Origin of the sequence: Bartonella sp. CB10SXKL (genome assembly GCF_042195515.1) — a bacterium.
Taxonomy (GTDB): Bacteria; Pseudomonadota; Alphaproteobacteria; order Rhizobiales; family Rhizobiaceae; genus Bartonella.
Map to the genome: position 1 here is coordinate 1 of NZ_JBHION010000004.1, position 17,278 is coordinate 17,278.

The 17,278-nt window shown below is 35.4% G+C and carries 17 protein-coding genes and 1 tRNA gene; 8 read left to right on the plus strand and 10 right to left on the minus strand.

Features of this window, described 5'->3' with window-relative positions; all coding sequences use genetic code 11:
• Positions 1–100: 100 nt before the first annotated feature.
• From ACFIK3_RS03215 to ACFIK3_RS03235, 5 genes are all read left to right on the plus strand, one after another.
• Positions 101–508 carry a hypothetical protein gene (locus tag ACFIK3_RS03215; RefSeq protein ID WP_375637864.1) on the plus strand — a complete coding sequence of 136 codons (408 nt, stop codon included), beginning with the start codon at positions 101–103 and terminating at the stop codon, positions 506–508.
• A gap of 122 nt (positions 509–630) precedes the next feature.
• On the plus strand, positions 631–1,410 hold the full coding sequence (locus ACFIK3_RS03220; protein ID WP_375676252.1) for an ERF family protein: 780 nt from the start codon (positions 631–633) through the stop codon (positions 1,408–1,410).
• 1 nt (position 1,411) lies between these two features.
• Positions 1,412–2,035: a lambda exonuclease family protein gene (locus tag ACFIK3_RS03225; RefSeq protein ID WP_375676253.1), complete on the plus strand. Its 624-nt coding sequence runs from the start codon at positions 1,412–1,414 to the stop codon at positions 2,033–2,035.
• A gap of 58 nt (positions 2,036–2,093) precedes the next feature.
• The gene (locus ACFIK3_RS03230; RefSeq protein WP_375676254.1) at positions 2,094–2,582 is read left to right on the plus strand and encodes a DUF488 family protein; all 489 of its coding nucleotides are present in this window, start codon (positions 2,094–2,096) and stop codon (positions 2,580–2,582) included.
• 95 nt (positions 2,583–2,677) lie between these two features.
• Positions 2,678–2,881: an AlpA family transcriptional regulator gene (locus tag ACFIK3_RS03235; protein WP_273790351.1), complete on the plus strand. Its 204-nt coding sequence runs from the start codon at positions 2,678–2,680 to the stop codon at positions 2,879–2,881.
• Between the two features lie 99 nt (positions 2,882–2,980).
• Here the strand turns inward: ACFIK3_RS03235 and ACFIK3_RS03240 are convergent.
• From ACFIK3_RS03240 to ACFIK3_RS03255, 4 genes are all read right to left on the minus strand, one after another.
• Positions 2,981–3,056, minus strand: a tRNA-Thr gene (locus ACFIK3_RS03240).
• A gap of 203 nt (positions 3,057–3,259) precedes the next feature.
• Positions 3,260–4,618, minus strand: a complete 1,359-nt coding sequence (gene accC, locus ACFIK3_RS03245) for an acetyl-CoA carboxylase biotin carboxylase subunit (RefSeq protein ID WP_375657794.1) — start codon at positions 4,616–4,618, stop codon at positions 3,260–3,262.
• Between the two features lie 14 nt (positions 4,619–4,632).
• On the minus strand, positions 4,633–5,130 hold the full coding sequence (gene accB / locus ACFIK3_RS03250; protein WP_375631109.1) for an acetyl-CoA carboxylase biotin carboxyl carrier protein: 498 nt from the start codon (positions 5,128–5,130) through the stop codon (positions 4,633–4,635).
• Positions 5,131–5,372: 242 nt separating this feature from the next.
• Positions 5,373–6,245, minus strand: a complete 873-nt coding sequence (locus ACFIK3_RS03255; protein ID WP_375676255.1) for a DsbA family protein — start codon at positions 6,243–6,245, stop codon at positions 5,373–5,375.
• Between the two features lie 342 nt (positions 6,246–6,587).
• On the opposite strand from ACFIK3_RS03255, the gene glpD reads away from it, so the two are divergent.
• The 3 genes from glpD to cobT all read left to right on the plus strand — a co-directional run bounded on the left by glpD (position 6,588) and on the right by cobT (position 11,199).
• On the plus strand, positions 6,588–8,117 hold the full coding sequence (gene glpD, locus ACFIK3_RS03260; protein ID WP_273791010.1) for a glycerol-3-phosphate dehydrogenase: 1,530 nt from the start codon (positions 6,588–6,590) through the stop codon (positions 8,115–8,117).
• A 701-nt stretch (positions 8,118–8,818) separates the two neighbouring features.
• Positions 8,819–9,799, plus strand: coding sequence for a tRNA dihydrouridine(20/20a) synthase DusA (gene dusA, locus ACFIK3_RS03265; protein WP_375676256.1), 981 nt, complete (start codon positions 8,819–8,821; stop codon positions 9,797–9,799).
• A gap of 392 nt (positions 9,800–10,191) precedes the next feature.
• Entirely contained in the window at positions 10,192–11,199 is a 1,008-nt protein-coding gene (gene cobT, locus ACFIK3_RS03270; RefSeq protein WP_375637612.1) for a nicotinate-nucleotide--dimethylbenzimidazole phosphoribosyltransferase, read from the plus strand.
• A gap of 26 nt (positions 11,200–11,225) precedes the next feature.
• Here cobT and ACFIK3_RS03275 read toward each other — a convergent pair whose 3' ends face one another.
• The 6 genes from ACFIK3_RS03275 to rnr all read right to left on the minus strand — a co-directional run bounded on the left by ACFIK3_RS03275 (position 11,226) and on the right by rnr (position 17,277).
• Positions 11,226–11,717 (minus strand): Lrp/AsnC family transcriptional regulator, encoded by a 492-nt coding sequence (locus ACFIK3_RS03275; RefSeq protein WP_015856433.1) that lies wholly within the window; start codon positions 11,715–11,717, stop codon positions 11,226–11,228.
• Between the two features lie 21 nt (positions 11,718–11,738).
• Positions 11,739–12,368 (minus strand): uracil-DNA glycosylase family protein, encoded by a 630-nt coding sequence (locus ACFIK3_RS03280; protein ID WP_375637613.1) that lies wholly within the window; start codon positions 12,366–12,368, stop codon positions 11,739–11,741.
• A gap of 28 nt (positions 12,369–12,396) precedes the next feature.
• Positions 12,397–12,960: a thermonuclease family protein gene (locus ACFIK3_RS03285; RefSeq protein WP_375611942.1), complete on the minus strand. Its 564-nt coding sequence runs from the start codon at positions 12,958–12,960 to the stop codon at positions 12,397–12,399.
• Between the two features lie 331 nt (positions 12,961–13,291).
• On the minus strand, positions 13,292–13,459 hold the full coding sequence (rpmG, locus tag ACFIK3_RS03290) for a 50S ribosomal protein L33 (RefSeq protein ID WP_004864083.1): 168 nt from the start codon (positions 13,457–13,459) through the stop codon (positions 13,292–13,294).
• Between the two features lie 102 nt (positions 13,460–13,561).
• Positions 13,562–14,734: an MFS transporter gene (locus ACFIK3_RS03295; protein ID WP_375667937.1), complete on the minus strand. Its 1,173-nt coding sequence runs from the start codon at positions 14,732–14,734 to the stop codon at positions 13,562–13,564.
• Between the two features lie 266 nt (positions 14,735–15,000).
• A complete protein-coding gene (gene rnr / locus ACFIK3_RS03300; RefSeq protein ID WP_273791016.1) occupies positions 15,001–17,277 on the minus strand; it encodes a ribonuclease R in 2,277 nt (758 codons plus the stop codon).
• Between the last annotated feature and the right edge of the window lies 1 nt (position 17,278).

The window sequence follows — 17,278 nt, forward strand, 5'->3', positions numbered from 1 at the left end:
AATAGAAAAAGTCATTCCTTGCGCAAAAATCACAGCAAAAGGAATTGGTGTGCTGTCTCAAGAGCTTAAAAGACAAAGCATGCATTAAGAGGAGGTTATTATGATAAAAAAGAAATACGAACTGACAGACGCAACAATCGAAGTTAATGGCAGAACTCTCCACCGCATTCGCGCCTTACGAGACTTTGGAAACGTCGAGAAAGGCGATTTAGGGGGGGGGATAGAGCATGAGGGCAATTTAAGTCACGAAGGGGATTGCTGGGTTGGTGATAATGCATGGGTTTATGAAGGTGCCCGTGTTTATGATGATGCACAAATTTCTGATAATGTTCAAGTTTTTGGTAATGCAGAAGTTTACGAGGGTATACATTTTTATGGATATATAGAAGTTTACGGCGATGTACGTGTTTTTGGTAACTGCGATGCTATATACATTGCCAATGATGCAGGTGCTTATGGGTATGTTGATAATATTGACCTCACCTCAACTAGAGAACAAACCAGATGAAAAAATACCGACTACTAATCTTATAGTGTCTCTATAAGCCGTTTCTAACCACACAAACAACTTTTTAAAACATGCGTGATTCACGCCACGGGAGAATTGCGCTCAAATAGGAGGAAATCAAGATGAGTGAACTAAGTACCACACAAACGGAATTAGTGGAAACAACGAACGATTGTGAAATCAAACCTACAGCTATGGAGCTTATTTTAGAAAGAGCTTTAGAAAATGATGTCGATATGGATCGTCTCAAGCGTCTTCTTGAATTGCGAGAACAAGAGATAAAACGACAAGAGCGCCAAAACTTTGTCCGTGATCTTTCGGCTACGCAAATGGAATACAAAAATATCGAACAAAACGCCATTAATACACATACTAAAAGCCTCTGTACCACGCTTGATAAATATATTGATGCTATCAAAGGACCTCTTGCAACACATCACTTTGCCTTGTTTTCTCGTATCAAAGACCAGAGTTCAAATGACATAACTGTAGAAATGACTTTAAAGCATATATCGGGCAATGAAATATCAACAGAAGGAACATTTCCTTTTGATGCTACAGGGAGCAAAAATAACATACAAGCGGGTGGTTCTACTCTCACCTACGCACGTAGATATCTCTTAGGCATGCTTCTTAATGTTGCAAGAAAAGAAGACGATACAGATGGCAACACGCTTCTTGCAGGTATATCTCCTGAACAAATGAATGAAATCAAAGAATTAATTAAAAAAATACAATCTGAAGAAAGTAAGCTTATCTCTTTCGTAGGAGCAAAAAATCTAACAGATATGTCTTATAAACACGCACAAATCGCTTTGTTTTCTTTGAAAAAAAAGCAACGTTCACAAATGAATAAAGCACAACAATCCTTACCACCACAAGAGCAACAAACGGCGGTGTGAGATGGAACAAAGAACAGCAGAATGGTTTCAAGCGCGCTTAGGAAAAGTCACCGCATCTAATGTTTACAACGTACTCAGTAAGACAGCTAAAGGTTTGCCTACAAGCAAATATGAAGATTACAAAACGAAACTCATGACAGAACGCTTAATAGGGGAAATAAGCCAATCTTATACAACACCTGCTATGCAATGGGGCATTGAACATGAAGAGAATGCCTTGAGAGAATATGAATTCATTTATGACGCAGAAGTCACAAGATGCGGGTTTATCCCACACCCAAAAATGGAAATGGCGGGGGCTAGTCCTGATGGGTTGATTGGAGAGGACGGTTTAATCGAAGTCAAATGTCCACAATCAACAACTCATCTTCGTTTTTTTATGTATGACGAAATCAAACCAGAATATCACGCACAAATGCAATTCCAAATGGCATGCACTGGACGAAAGTGGTGTGATTTCATGAGCTATAATTCAAACTTTGTAGGCAAATCTACTGGTTTGAGAATGAAAATCAAACGCATCCTCCGCGATGAGGAACACATTGAAGAGATTAATAAAGCTGTCGAAATATTTTTAGGGGAAATAGAACAAGAGATGCAAAAGATTTTGACAAAAGCTGCTTAAACCTATGGGGGTGCTCTCTCCTCCCAGCACCCCCACCCATTTACTAAGGAAATTAAACGTGTGTAACACCAAACATATTATCATACAGCCTGCTAAAGATGAGGAATTTTGTTTTTTTACCATTGGCTATGAAGGTAAGTACCTTGAGAATTATCTTAATTGTCTCATAGAAAACAATATCAAAACTTTATGTGATGTTCGTAAAAATCCAATAAGTAGAAAACACGGATTTTCAAAAAGACAATTAGAGCAAGCTGTAAGCAACATTGATATTGAATATATGCATATGCCTGAACTTGGAATTGCCTCTGAAAAACGAAGAAATTTGAAAACACAAAAAGATTATGACCGCCTTTTTGAAGATTATCAAAATACAACTCTCAAGAATAATTCTTGTGCAATAAACAAATTATATAAAATGTTTTTAAACAAAAAGCGCGTTGCAATCACCTGTTTTGAAGCCAATGTATGCATGTGTCATAGAGGACAACTCGCATTAGCTCTTACTCAATTTCCTGATTGGAAATATGAAATTAAGCACATCTAAAAAATAAACTTGCAAATTTTTAAAAGTTGGAGTGCTTCACATGCCTTCCAGCCCCCCACCCATTTAATTAACATAAAAAAGAGAAAGGTAATGAGATGATATTTGATGATGGAGATAGATATGTAACGACACGTGAGTGTGCACAGCTTTTTAGTGTATCCACAACAACGATTCGCAATTGGGTGCTTCAGGGGTTGTTTCCGGAGCCATATAAGCTAGGGAGAGCAGTGAGATGGAGAAAAAAAGAGATCTTAGACTTCACTCCAAAGAAAAATAAGGAGCAAATAAGAACAAATTAGGTAAAATTATATAAACTGTAGAAGGTGGTCTAAAAGGTGGTCTGAAAATAGCTATTTAAAGAAAAAAACTATATATTTCAATATGTTTAAGAAATAAAATGGTGCCCCCAGAGAGACTCGAACTCCCGACCCCCTGATTACAAATCAGGTGCTCTACCAACTGAGCTATAAGGGCGTAACCATGTAGGGATTAGCACAAACTCACAAAAAGGAAAACAGAAAATTATCAAATTTTGTGCATATTAAGTGAAAACTATATAATAAATAAAAATAACTAACTTATTTCCTCTTTTACCACTTTTTACAGCAAGGTTGGCACTATCCTTATGTTGATATCTTATAGAATCTTTTATAAGAATGCACTATTTTGCTATCAAATTACGAATCTGAAGACTTTGATTGATGAGAAAGGTATTTTTCAAGCCAGTGAATATTATAATTACCATCAGCAACATCTTGATTATTAATAAGATCGCGAAAAAGAGGTAGTGTAGTTTTTATCCCATCGACGACAAATTCATCTAAAGCACGCCGTAAACGCATCATACATTCTAAACGGGTACGTCCATGAACAATCAGCTTTCCAATCATGCTATCATAGTAAGGAGGGATACGATAACCTGAATAAGCGCCTGAATCAACACGAATCCCTAAACCTCCAGGTGTATGAAAATGTGTAATGGTTCCAGGTGATGGCGTAAAGTTAATAGGATCTTCTGCATTAATACGGCATTCAATGGCATGACCAGAAAAACAGACTTCATCTTGTGTCACTGAAAGCTTACAGCCTGATGCAATATGGATTTGTTCATGGACTAAATCTATACCTGTAATTGCTTCAGTTACAGGATGTTCGACTTGTAAACGTGTATTCATTTCAATAAAATAAAATTCGCCATTTTCATAAAGAAATTCAATAGTACCAGCTCCACGATATCCAAGTTTGGCACAGGCATTTGCAACAATACTTCCAATTTTTTTCCGTTCTGTTTCATTAAGTGCAGGTGATGTAGCTTCTTCCCATACTTTTTGATGCCGTCGTTGAAGTGAACAATCGCGTTCTCCTAAATGAATAGCATTTCCCGCACCATCACCTATGACTTGAATTTCAATATGACGGGGTTTTTCTAAATATTTTTCTATGTAAACAGCGTCATCACCAAAAGCAGCTTTCGCTTCTGAACGTGTTGTTTTGAGAGCTATAGAAAATTCTTGTTCAGAATGAACAACCTTCATACCACGTCCACCACCACCGGCAGAAGCTTTGATAATAACTGGATAACCAATTTCACGAGCAGTGCGTAAAGCATCTGATTCTTCAGTGACGGCCCCATCTGAACCGGGAACTACAGGAATACCAAGTTTTTTGGCGGTTTTCTTTGCTTCGATTTTATCGCCCATGATTCGGATATGAGTAGCTGTTGGACCGATGAATGTAATATCATGGGCTTCTAGAACATCCGCAAATTTTGCATTTTCAGAAAGAAAGCCATAACCTGGATGAACAGCATCAGCTCCTGTAATTTCACAAGCAGCAATAATTTGCTGAATACTCAAATAAGAATCGCGAGCGGGAGGAGGTCCAATACAAACACTTTCGTCAGCAAGACGAACATGCATTGCATCTGCATCAGCGGTAGAGTGAACAGCCACGGTTTTTATGCCAAGTTCTTTACATGCACGTAAAACGCGAAGAGCAATTTCTCCCCGATTAGCAATGAGGATTTTTCGAATCATGGTTGCCCCTCGCTTTATTCAACAATAATAAGTGGTTCACCAAATTCAACAGGTTGACCATCTTTGACAAGAACAGTGGTTACTGTGCCTGAGCGTGGTGATGAAATTTGATTCATTGTTTTCATGGCTTCAATAATAAGTAATGTCTCCCCTTCAGAAACATTTTGTCCTACTTCTACAAAAGGTTGCGCGCCTGGTGAAGGTGCAAGATAAGCTGTTCCAACCATGGGAGAGGTTATTGTGTTTTTTGATTTATCTTCTTGGATAGATTGTATAGGAGATTCAACTGTTGGAACTGGAGAAGATGTTACAGAAAAAGTAGGAGTAGAAACAGGAGCATAGATTGCTTGCTCAGAAGAAATTAAGGTATTTTGGCGTGAGACACAAATACGAAGCTCCCCTTGTTCAACTTCAATGTTCGTTAAATTTGTATCATTCAAAATTTCAGCAAGATCACGAATAATTTTCGTATCAATTGCGGTTTTTGCCGAATCCATTTTTTTTGTTGTCATTTTATTTCTAACTCCTTGATCAATGAAGATCGTCATTATCTCATTTTATGACCGAATATCTCTAGATTAGGGATGACATCTTTTGAGGCTTTAAAGATTTTTATTTCCTTTAAATTATTATACTTTGCAATTTAAAACTCGTATCTGCTTTACGCAAAATTGCACTTATAAGCCTGTTGTCAAAAAAGAGAAAGCATAAAATTACCTCATTTACAGTATTCTTCCTAAAACTGATCAGGTATTCACTGTATATTGTCTATCGCTTGTTTTAGAATATCTTGTCTGGCTGCGCCAATGAATATTTTATTACCAATGATGTAAGAAGGTGTTCCCGTAATATGAAGTTTAGAGGCAATTTGGATATTTTTTTTAAAAACGTTTTGAAGAGTGGGATCTTTTATTGCATTACGTAGTTTTTTTTCATCTGCTCCTAGTGAAACAGCTACTTTAATAGCTTTAGCTTCATTTGCACGCCCCTGATACATTAAAAGCGTTTTGTGAAACTGAGGATATTTCTCTGGAAATTGTTTTCGAAATGCGTAGGCAACAGTATGGGCTGCCATAGAATCAGAGCTTAAAATTGGTAAATCCTTAATAATAACCTTTAAATCTGGATATTCTTTTATCAAGCCTTCTATATTTGAATAGGAAGTTTTACAATATCCACAATTGTAATCAAAAAAATTGACAAGCACTCTTTTACCATTTGGGTTTCCCAAAACAGCGTCATGTGGAGAATGAAAAATTTCTTTTTCTAATAAATGAATGACAGAAGTTTGTATTTGGTTTTCATATTCATTCTGTTTTTCCAGCTTATCTTGAAGAATAAGCTGCATTTCAATCAGAATTTCTGGATGAGTAAGAAGGTATTCTTTGACAATTTGTTGAATATGATGAGAATCAGTATGTGGTATCATTTTTTCTTTAAGCTTAGATAAAAAGCTAGAATCTTCCAAAAGTTGTGTTTTAAGCTTTTCTAAGCTTAAATGATTTGCTGTTTTTGAGTGTGATGTTGCGTTTGATAAAGAAGGTAAAAAGATTAAAATACTCGACATAACTGGGACTAAAATTTTTGAAAAAAGTGTTATTTTCGAGTTTTGAGAGTGATAAGTCATCTGTATACCTTCACATTTTCTAGTGTGTCATTGAGTGAACTATATGAAAAGCGTTATCTCTGTGCAATAAAGCATTTAGCTATAGTGTGTATTTAAGAATGAGAAAAACATCAATTTTTCTTTAAAGGATTTCATATGATGAACCGTGGCTTGGCAAGGATTATGTTTTGTAAAAGATAAAAAAAATCTCTTTAATTTGTCAAATGTTGTTTTGATGTATAAGGGTATCAAAAGCTTTTTGTGCGTGTTTATTTTAGGGAAAAGTACGTTGATAATACAATGAAGAACACTTGTATTATTTTTTCCTGTTGCTTTATTGAGTACTGAGAAAAAAATTAAATAATGAAAAGTGAAATTATGAAAACCACAACACATTATGAGCTGTTTATCATTGGGGGAGGGATAAACGGGTGTGGATTGGCAAGAGATGCAGCAGGACGCGGTTTTAAAGTGGGATTGGCTGAAATGAACGATCTTGCATCTGGGACCTCAAGTGCGTCAACAAAGCTTATTCATGGTGGGCTTCGTTATCTTGAACACTATGAGTTCAAACTTGTTCGTGAAGCATTGAAAGAACGCGAGATCATTTTACGCATGGCTCCACATATTGTGCGTCCTTTGCGTTTTCTCCTTCCTTATCATAAAGAATTGCGCCCTGCTTGGATGTTGCGTTTTGGACTTTTTATTTATGATTATTTAGGGAATTGGAATCAGAAATTGTGGCGCAGTAAAACGATTAATTTTTCACAAAAATTTTGCTCTACACTGAAGAAAGAATATCAGAGAGGTTTTGAATATTCTGATGCAAGAGTAGATGATGCGCGTTTAGTTATTGGCAATGCTCGTGATGCAGAAAAGAGGGGAGCTGATATAAAAGTACGAACAGAAGTTCTCTCTTTAAAAAAAGAAGACAATAAATGGCGTATCTTTCTTCAAGACAAGTTAAGTAGCAAAGAATATAGTGTCACAGCTTCTTATGTCGCGAATATGACAGGACCTTGGATTGATCATGTTTTGGCAAGCATATTAGATTGTAAAGAACATCCACCAGTACGGCTTGTTAGAGGTTCTCATATTTTGGTTCCCAAGCTTTATACTCATGATCGTGCTTATATTTTTCAAAATGGTGATGGGCGTATTATATTTGCTATTCCGTATCAAGAAGAGTTTACCTTGCTTGGAACAACAGATTGTAATTATCAAGGAGATCCGGCTGACGTTCATATTACTGATACAGAAATTGATTATATTTGTGCAGCAGCCAGTGAATATTTCATACAACCAGTGTTGCCTGAAACGATTGTCTGGTCTTACTCTGGAGTTCGTCCACTCTATGATGATGGAGCTTCAAAAGCACAAGAAATTACGCGCGATTATGTTTTAAAAGAAATGGGAACAGGAACAACACCAAAGATTCTTAATCTTTATGGTGGAAAGATTACAACTTATCGTAAGTTGGCTGAAGATGCGATGAAATTTGTTGAAAAAGAGCTTGGTAAAAAGGGAGCATCATGGACGGCTAAGGCAGTGCTTCCTGGGGGTGATTTTCCCTATAACAAATTAGATACAATCGAAAATAGGATTGCTCTTTTGATGCCAGATTTAGATGCTTTTACACATCGCAGGCTTGCACGCTCCTACGGTACGGAAGCATTGGTGATCTTTGCACATGGTAAGGCAAATAAAGGAAAAAATTTTGGACATGGGCTTTATGAAGTAGAAGTAAAATGGTTGATGGAAAAAGAATGGGCTAAAGTATGTGAAGATGTGTTATGGCGTCGTTCAAAACTGGGTCTCCTATTTAATGAACAAGAGGTTGATACTCTTTCTTCCTATATGCAAAGCCAACAAGAGATTGAACAACTTTTATGATCATTTCATTTTACAGATTTTATCTGCAATATTGTAAAATATTTTCCTTAAAGAGATACTGATATCAGTCATAGATATTAAAAAGGCAATGGCTGTCTATACCCTGATTTTAGTTTTTTTTTGCAAGAATCATAAAATGGCAAAATTAGATAGAATATTTAGGATGAAATTTGTCTATCTTATAAAGTAAAATTCAAGAATGTTACCAAGAATAACTCATTGAAAAAAAATGATTTATAATTAGATTCATGTGAAATAAGGATTTTTATTCTTTCTTTAGGAGAAGATAAAGATACTTTCTGTAGCATTTATTTGTACAATAAGTTAAAAAAATCTATAGAACATTAAATCTATTATAAAAAATTGTATAATGTGTTAGTTTAGCATTTATTATCTTAAATGCTGTGCTAAATCATGTAAGGATGGACGCTTGATGAGCGTAAGAAGAACTTGTAAATGAGTTTTTTATATTATGGTGAAAATCTTCTTTTTTCATGTTTATATACCTAAACACTAATCTATGAGAAATGCGATATTGTGTTTTATCATGATTGATTGTAGTAAACCTTGATATCAATTGAAAATAATGAACTGTTATTATACTCATGATAGTATAAGAGAATAAAATTTTCCGTAAACTAAAAGTAAGTATTTTTCTATGTATAAAGAGAGAGCTATAGGGACGTGAGAGTAATACCCTCATGATATTTTACAACCTTCCATCGCCTATAAAATTTGCAGTAGCACCAATGTTGGACTGGACAGACCGACATTGCAGGTTTTTTTATCGTCTTTTAACGAAAAAAGCTCTCCTTTATACGGAAATGATGGTAGCAGATGCTGTCATTCATGGTGTTCGCGAACAATTGTTGGCTTTTAGCGATAAAGAACGTCCAGTTGCATTACAACTAGGGGGGGCTGATCCGAAAAAGTTAGCAGAAGCTGCACGAATTGCTGAGGATTTTGGCTACAACGAAATAAATCTTAATGTCGGGTGCCCATCAAATCGTGTTCAAGCAGGTGTCTTTGGGGCTTGTTTGATGTTACATCCAGACATTGTGGCAAATGCCGTGGAAGCGATAAAACGAGAGGTTACTATACCTGTAACTGTCAAATGTCGGATTGGAGTGGACGAACAAGATGAAGAGTTAGCGTTAGATCTTTTGGCTAATCAGGTTTGGAATGCTGGATGTGATGCGCTCTGGATACATGCACGCAAGGCATGGCTGCAAGGATTGAGTCCGAAAGAAAACCGTAATATTCCGCCCCTTAATTATGAAAGAGTTTACAAATTAAAACGTAAATATCCTCATAAATTCATTGGGATAAATGGTGGAATTAAATCGATTGATGAGATCAAAGAACACTTAACTTTCTGTGATTCTGTCATGGTTGGTCGCCAAGTTTATCATAATCCAGCTTTGTTAAAACATATTGATTTTGAACTCTATGGTGAGACGCAAAATAATCTGAGTGAGAGTGATCTTATTGAGGTTATGTGTGATTATGCAGCTCGACATATTGCATCGGGGGGGCGGCTTTCTCATGTGACACGTCACATGATTGGTTTATTTCATGGGCGGGGTGGGGCACGTCGATGGAGGCAAATATTATCAAATGATGCGACAAAACCAAATGCAGATATATGTATTTTAAAAGAAGCTTTTTATGCTCTCATTTAATAATAGCCTAATAATTAACATATATTAAAGTTGAGATCCTTTGCGTTTGGATGTCTTTGCGATAATTTTGATCTCTTCAATTTTATAAGTTTTTGAAAGTTTATAACTTTTATTATGCATAAGAATTGTTGGAATGTATAATTAAACGGCATGCTGATTATGCCTATTAAATAAAAAATAGGTTAAGGGTATCACTGTAAAGGTAATCATAAGATATTAATAACATTTTGAATCTTGCACGTTTGTTATTAGGGTTGAAAATAGAATGTAGAAATTATTGCTTTCATAGTATTTAACATTTTTAAAGCACTGTTAAAAAAACAATAAATTATTCATATCCTGTATATATGACGGGATTTTCATAAACATTGTAGATTTTAAAAGGTATCCTTATGACCGCTAGTCCATTTGATGATTTTCGTGCTTTGCTTACAAATTTACCTGTTGCTGATGAGTTTTCTATAATTTTGGCAAAAAAACGGCAAAAAGACTTAACAAAAGAGCAAGGAACATTAGGAAAACTAGGAGATATTGCTGTTTGGTATGCGGGGTGGAGGGGTACAGAAAAACCTATCGTAACGAGACCTTTGGTCGCTATTTTTTCTGGAAATCATGGTATTGTAGAGGAGAATATTACACCATTTCCACAATCTATGACACAAAAAATGGTAGAAAATTTTGCCTCTGGTGGAGCTGCTATCAATCAAATTTGTATTGCTTATGATCTTGGATTAAAAATATTTGATTTAGCATTGGAATATCCAACAATGAATATTACGAAGGATGCCGCAATGGATGAGCGGAGTGCGGCTGCTACAATGGCATTTGGAATGGAATCCATTGCGGGTGGAACAGATCTTTTATGTATTGGAGAAATGGGAATTGGAAACACAGCAATAGCTTCAGCTTTATGCTTAGCATTGTTTGGAGGGGAAGTGGAAGAATGGACAGGAAATGCTATGGAATCAGAAGGTGATTTTTATCAGCGTAAAATTGCAGCGGTTAAGACAGCTATTTCTTTGCACAAGGATTATTTCAATGATCCTTTTGAGATAATGCGTCGCTTAGGAGGACGTGAAATTGCTGCTATGGTTGGTGCTATTTTAGCAGCAAGAATAGAAAAAATACCCGTTATTTTAGATGGTTTTGTGGCAACAGCAGCTGCAGCGGTCCTTTATAAAATGCATCCAAAAGCTCTTGATCATACCCTTGTTGGACATGTTTCTTCTGAGACAGCTCATCGTAAACTTTTAAAAAAAATTGGCAAAGAACCACTTCTAGATTTGGGGATGCGTCTTGGTGAAGGGACAGGAGCAGCTATGGCAGCTGGTATTGTCAAAGCTGCTGTTTTAACACATGCACAAATGGTCGTTTTTCAACAAGAAAGTTTGAATGCCTAAAAGATCATGAGACGGATATAAAAATCTTAAGAGTTTTGTTCATGCGTCTTGTCGTGTAATTTAATATAATTAAGTGGAAGTTCCGTTGTATATTTAATCTGTTCCATTGCGAAAGAAGATGAGACATCACGGATATCAATTTTAGAAATTAATTTTTTATAAAAAAGATCATAAGCTTCAATGTTGGGCACAACAACACGCAATAAATAGTCAATATCTCCACTCATTCGATAAAATTCAATGACTTCACGGAATTCTTGCACAATTTTTGAAAAACGCTTAAACCATTCATGACTATGTGTGTTTGTGCGAATAGACACAAAAACAGTGACGTGTGCGTTTACTTTTTCAGGAGAAAGAACAGCAACACGACGCTGAATGACGCCATCTTCTTCAAGTTTTTGAATTCTACGCCAGCAAGGAGTGGTCGAAAGTCCCACTTTTTTAGCAATATCAGCAACAGAAAGTGTCGCATTTTCTTGCAAAAGATGTAAAATTTTTCGGTCAAGACGGTCCATATTTATTCTCAATATTTTAATTTATAAAAATTTACGCACTAAACAACGCAGATATACAATAAGCTCATCATTAAACCATGGATTTTTCTGTAACCAAGAAGTATTTCGCCATGATGGATGAGGCAAAGGCATAACATTATAGCCTCGAGGTTGGGGAATGGAAAGAATATTTCTCCAATCACCAACAGTTGCAGAAACGGTTTTATATTTTAATTCTGTAATGTGCCATTTTTGCGCATAACTGCCAATAGCAAGAACAAGCTTTATTTGAGGCATCGCTTGAAATATCTTTTCATGCCATATTTCTCGACATTCACGTCTTGGTGGTAAATCAGCTTTATTTTTGTCATAGCCTGGAAAACAAAATCCCATAGGAACAATAGCAAAAAGAGATCTATTATAAAATTCTTCTTTCGTGACACCCAGCCAATTACGCAATTTTTCGCCAGAACGATCATTAAAAGGGATAGAAGTTTCATGGACACGCAACCCTGGTGCTTGGCCTGCAATTGCAATCGAAGCGGTATCGGATAAATAAACGACAGGGTTTGGTTCATGAGGAAGAGGAGGAAAATAATGGGGTTGTTGGACGCAAACACGACAGGAATAGATCTCTTTTTCAAGTTTGATAATTTGGCTACATTGTTTCATTGGTAAATAAAATTAAAAAATATTTTTCTTATTCTGTGCGAGGATTTGCTTTGCGCCATTCTTTTGGTCGTTGAAAACTTGATGCCCATATTCCTTTCTTTTTCTTTCTAGCTTCTTGCTCTTCTTTGGGGTATTCATAATAATTTACAGCCCAACCATTATGTACAAGTGTTGCGTTGATATTGCTAACTTGTTTTGTTTTACATGTTGCAAGAATACGGCGATATTTATCTGTTTTTTGCCAGTGACATGTAACAGTTTGATTTTTTAATAGTTTTTCTAAATATTTCTTTGCCTCAAGCCCACAAGGGTAGCGCGCTTCCTTTTTTCCACAAAATTGGTGGAGTTCAGGAGCATCAATTCCAGCTAGTCGAATCTTAATTGAAGAAATCATAATGGTATCGCCATCAATGATTAATGCATTTCCTTCAACAGTGTTTTGAGAAGAAAATTTTTCTTTTTGAGGCAACAGCTGAGTTTTCTTAAAATAAGTTGACATAATGATAAGAATGCTAGCAGCGACAAAAATACTGAAACCGATAACTTTTAGATTAAAGCTTCTTAGATTAAAATGAGAAAAAGATTTTTTCATGAAATAAAGAAACTGCTAACATTATTATAACTCTATTTTAGTATTGTTTATAATTGACCCGAGAAACTTTATTCATATGACGAAACAGTGTTTCGTTTTAATGACAAAATTTTCATTAGATATCACAATAATCAAATACTCATACAGAATATATGTAAGCAACTTAAATAATAAATCAACTTATCCAAATCCGTACAAAACATACAAAGTTTAAAGTAAACTTTTTAAACTTAAGGAAATAAAAAAACACCCCTCAAAAAATAACTTTGAAGAGCAATACTCCAACATTTCTTTTGGAGTATAAAATCTATCAATTTAATAATAATTTTATTTATTTAATTTTTGTTTCTTTAAATTCAACGTGCTTTTTTACAACTGGATCATATTTACGCTTGCTCATTTTATCTGTCATTGTACGGCTGTTTTTCTTTGTTACATAGAAAAAACCAGTATCTGCAGTTGATAAAAGCTTGATCTTAATGGTTGCTGCTTTAGCCATAATGTAAATACCCTATTTATACTGAAAAAATATTATTTCTGTCAAAACTTATTTCCGACATCATCAGATTTTCCGGCAACACTACGGATGTTCTCAAAAAAGTCAAGAGCTGATTAATTTTCTCATAAGTTGGACAAACACCAAAATGACATATAAACCGAAAAAAACAGCCATGGCTATTGAAAAACCAAAGTGTTTAAAGATATCCATGGATTTTCCGATAAAGGTCGGTCCGATGAGCATACCAATTCCATAACAAAAAATAAAAGCAGAATTAGCAGCAGCAAGCTCTTGCCCCTTGAGACGGGCTCCTAAATGTGCAAGACTAATTGTATAAAGGCTCGCTGATACACCACCCAGAAAAAACAAATCAAGCATCAGAATCCATGGATATTGAAGAATCCATGGTACTATAAAAGTTCCTATAAAACCTAAAATAGCGCAACTCATCAGCGGGTAGCGTCGATCTTTGGCGTAGTCGCTTATAATGCTGATAGGAATTAAGAGGAAAATATTCCCAAATGCAAGGGTTGCCATAAAATGTGCTGCTTCATTCTCATTATAACCAATGGATAAACTAAAGGGTATTATAAGAGTTAATACGCCCATTTGAATGGCCCCGTAAACAAGGACCGCCATCATTGCACTTGGAACGTGAAAAAGATAACGAAAAAATGGCATATATTGATTTTTTTGAAATTCTGGACTTAATTTCCAAGCGGTAAGAATTGGTATAGTAGCAAGTATAATAAGGCTATATCCAACAGCAAAAGGAATAAATCCTTGTGTTCCCACTTTTGCCAGCAGCGTTAGACCTATTATAAACCCTAATCCTAAGACAATAGCATAAATAGAAAGGATCAAACCGCGTTTTTTGGGGGGAGCATAACTGTTGATCCAAAACTCTGATAGGATAAACATAACTGTCATGCTGAAATGTAATATAAACTTTAAAATAAACCAAATCCATATGGGATCAAAAAAATAGAATCCTAAAAAACTTAAAGATCCTATCGCCATCATAAGCAATATTGTTTGAGCGATTCCTAAGCATAAGGCAATTCGAGACGTAAAAATAGCTGCAATAATTGTGGCGATTCCACCAACTGTTCCACTATAGCCGATTGTACTGTTGGAAAGTCCTTTCTCTGCCATAAGAAGAGAGACAAGTTGTGTTCCCATTGCCAATGCTGTTCCAACAGTGCCAATAGTTGCAATAGCGGCAATAATTGCACGCAAAGAATTATTTTGAGAGTCAAAAGGTTTTTTTTTCATGAGAATGGCTTAAGGTACTCTTGTTTATTTAAACAATGAAAAGATGAGCTGAAATGAAAGGGAGCCAAAACTATCCTTTGCAGTTTCTCTCATTTTCTAAGTATAAAAAACTGCAAGATTTTTATATGGTTATTATAGACTTAACAATAAAATTTATCCTCTTGTATACTAAAGAAAGAAGATTGTACATATAAATATTATATAATATAAGTCATTTCTTAAATTGAATTTATTATTCATATTATATTCAATGGAGGGCAAGAAGCTTAATTTTTTCTTTTCCCATAAAAAGTATACTTTTGTTTTTTTAATTTGTTTTTATGGTAGGATGTCGGTGAAAATTTTATTGGACGAGGTTTTGTTAACAGTTCAAAGCATAAAGCGCCAGCAAAAGGTTGTACCGTTATAAGTTTTACTTCTACAACATCACTGAGCTGATAGCCTTTATGGCTACGCTGTCCTACAAGAGCATGTTGTGCTTCATCAAAATGATAATAATCATTTTTAAGTGTAGAAATATGGACAAAACCATCTGTATTGAGTTTATCAAGTGAGATAAAAAGACCTGCTTTTGTAACTCCGGAAATGCGGCCTGTAAAAATACGACCGATTTTATTCGTTAAATAGTGAGCAACAAGCCGATCAATCGTTTCTCTTTCAGCCATCATTGCACGGCGTTCGTATAAAGAAACTTGCGTAGCAATTTCTGCAAGATTTTGTTCTTGTGTATCTGTTAATTGATCATTTCCTAATTTGAGAGCTTTAATGAGTGCTCGATGAATAATGAGATCAGCATAACGACGGATTGGTGATGTAAAATGTGTATAGTTCTGCAAATTCAAACCAAAATGGCCACTATTTTTAGGGTTGTACTCTGCTTGTGATTGTGAACGCAAAATAACTTGATTGACTAGTTCTTGTTGTTGAGTATGAGCGACCTTTTCTAAAATTCTATTAAGGCGCGCTGAGGTAAGTTCGCTTCCGCGGGAGAGTGGTATCCCCAAACTTTGAAGAAAGCTCCGAAGTATTTCTTGCTTAGCAAGAGAAGGTTTTTCATGAATACGATAAATGAGCGGCTGGTGATGTTGTTTTAATGTTTCAGAAGCTGCAATATTAGCTTGTATCATAAACTCTTCAATTAAACGATGCGCTTCTAATTGTGTTTCACTCACAACATCTTTTATGCATCCATTTTGATCAAGAATAATCTTTTTTTCTGCAATTTCTAATTCTAGTGGTTGGCGACGATTTCTCGCAGCTTTAAGGCATGCATAGGCTTCCCATAAGGGGTGCAAAATGCTCTCAAAAAGAGGGGTTATTTTTTCATTTATATTACCTTCAATTGCCAATTGTACTTCTTGATAAGAAAGTTTGGCTCTTACACGAATCATAGTACGATGAAAACTATGTTTTCGTTTATTACCGTTTGCATCAAAAATCATACGAACGGCTAAAGCTGGTCTTTCTTTTCCTTCACGAAGAGAACATAAATCATGAGAAAGGCGTTCAGGTAACATTGGCACAACGGTATCGGGAAAATAAACAGAATTTCCACGTTTCAATGCTTCTTTATCTAAAGCGCTTCCTGTTTTGATATAATAAGAAACATCTGCAATGGCTACAATAATAATCCAACCATCATTATTTGCTGGATCCTTATCCTTGGTTGCATAAACTGCATCATCATGGTCTTTTGCATCTGGTGGATCAATTGTAATAAAGGGTAATTGTCGCCAATCTTCACGATTATCCATATTGGCAGCTTTGATATGTTTGGCTTGCTCAAGAACACTTTCAGGAAAAATATAAGGCATTCCTTTCGAAAGAAGCGCTATCATTGAGAGTGTTTTCTCACTCTTAATGTGCCCTAAAACATTCTTTATTTTTGCGCTTTTTAATCCGTAACCAGTATTTTTTTTTATTTCGACTTCAACGAGATCACCAATTTGAATCTTCATTTCTGGAGACATTTCAACAATGAGTTCATTGGTTTTGCGGTCTATAGGATCAAGGCGCCATTGATTATTTTCAAATTTTTGTACAATAGCAAATGCGCTTTTGGGAGATACATCAATTTTACGAATAATTCGTCCCGTATAAGGATGGCTTGAGCTTTCAGAATTTTTATTTCGAAAAACTTTTACAAGAATATGATCTCCAACACCAATATTACTTCCTGTTATGTGATGAAAAGAGTGTATTTCAATATTGGGCTTTGGAGAATCTTCCCATTCAAGAGGTTGTGCAATAAAACTTCCATCTTTATCACGTCCGCTAATTTTTACTAAAGAAACAGGGGGTAATTTTCCTTTGTTTATTGCTCTTTTGTGGTGTTTAGATATGAGATTTTGATCCTTTAACTCACGTAACATATCTCTAAGCCAGATACGAGAATCGCCTTTTAAGTTAAAAGCTTTAGCGATTTCTCGTTTACTTGAGTAGTTAGGATTCTCAATTATAAAGGAAAGGATTGCTTCCTTATTGGGAAAAGTTTTCCCCTTGAATGAAGAGAGATATTTTATGTTTTTTTCACCTTTAGCCAAA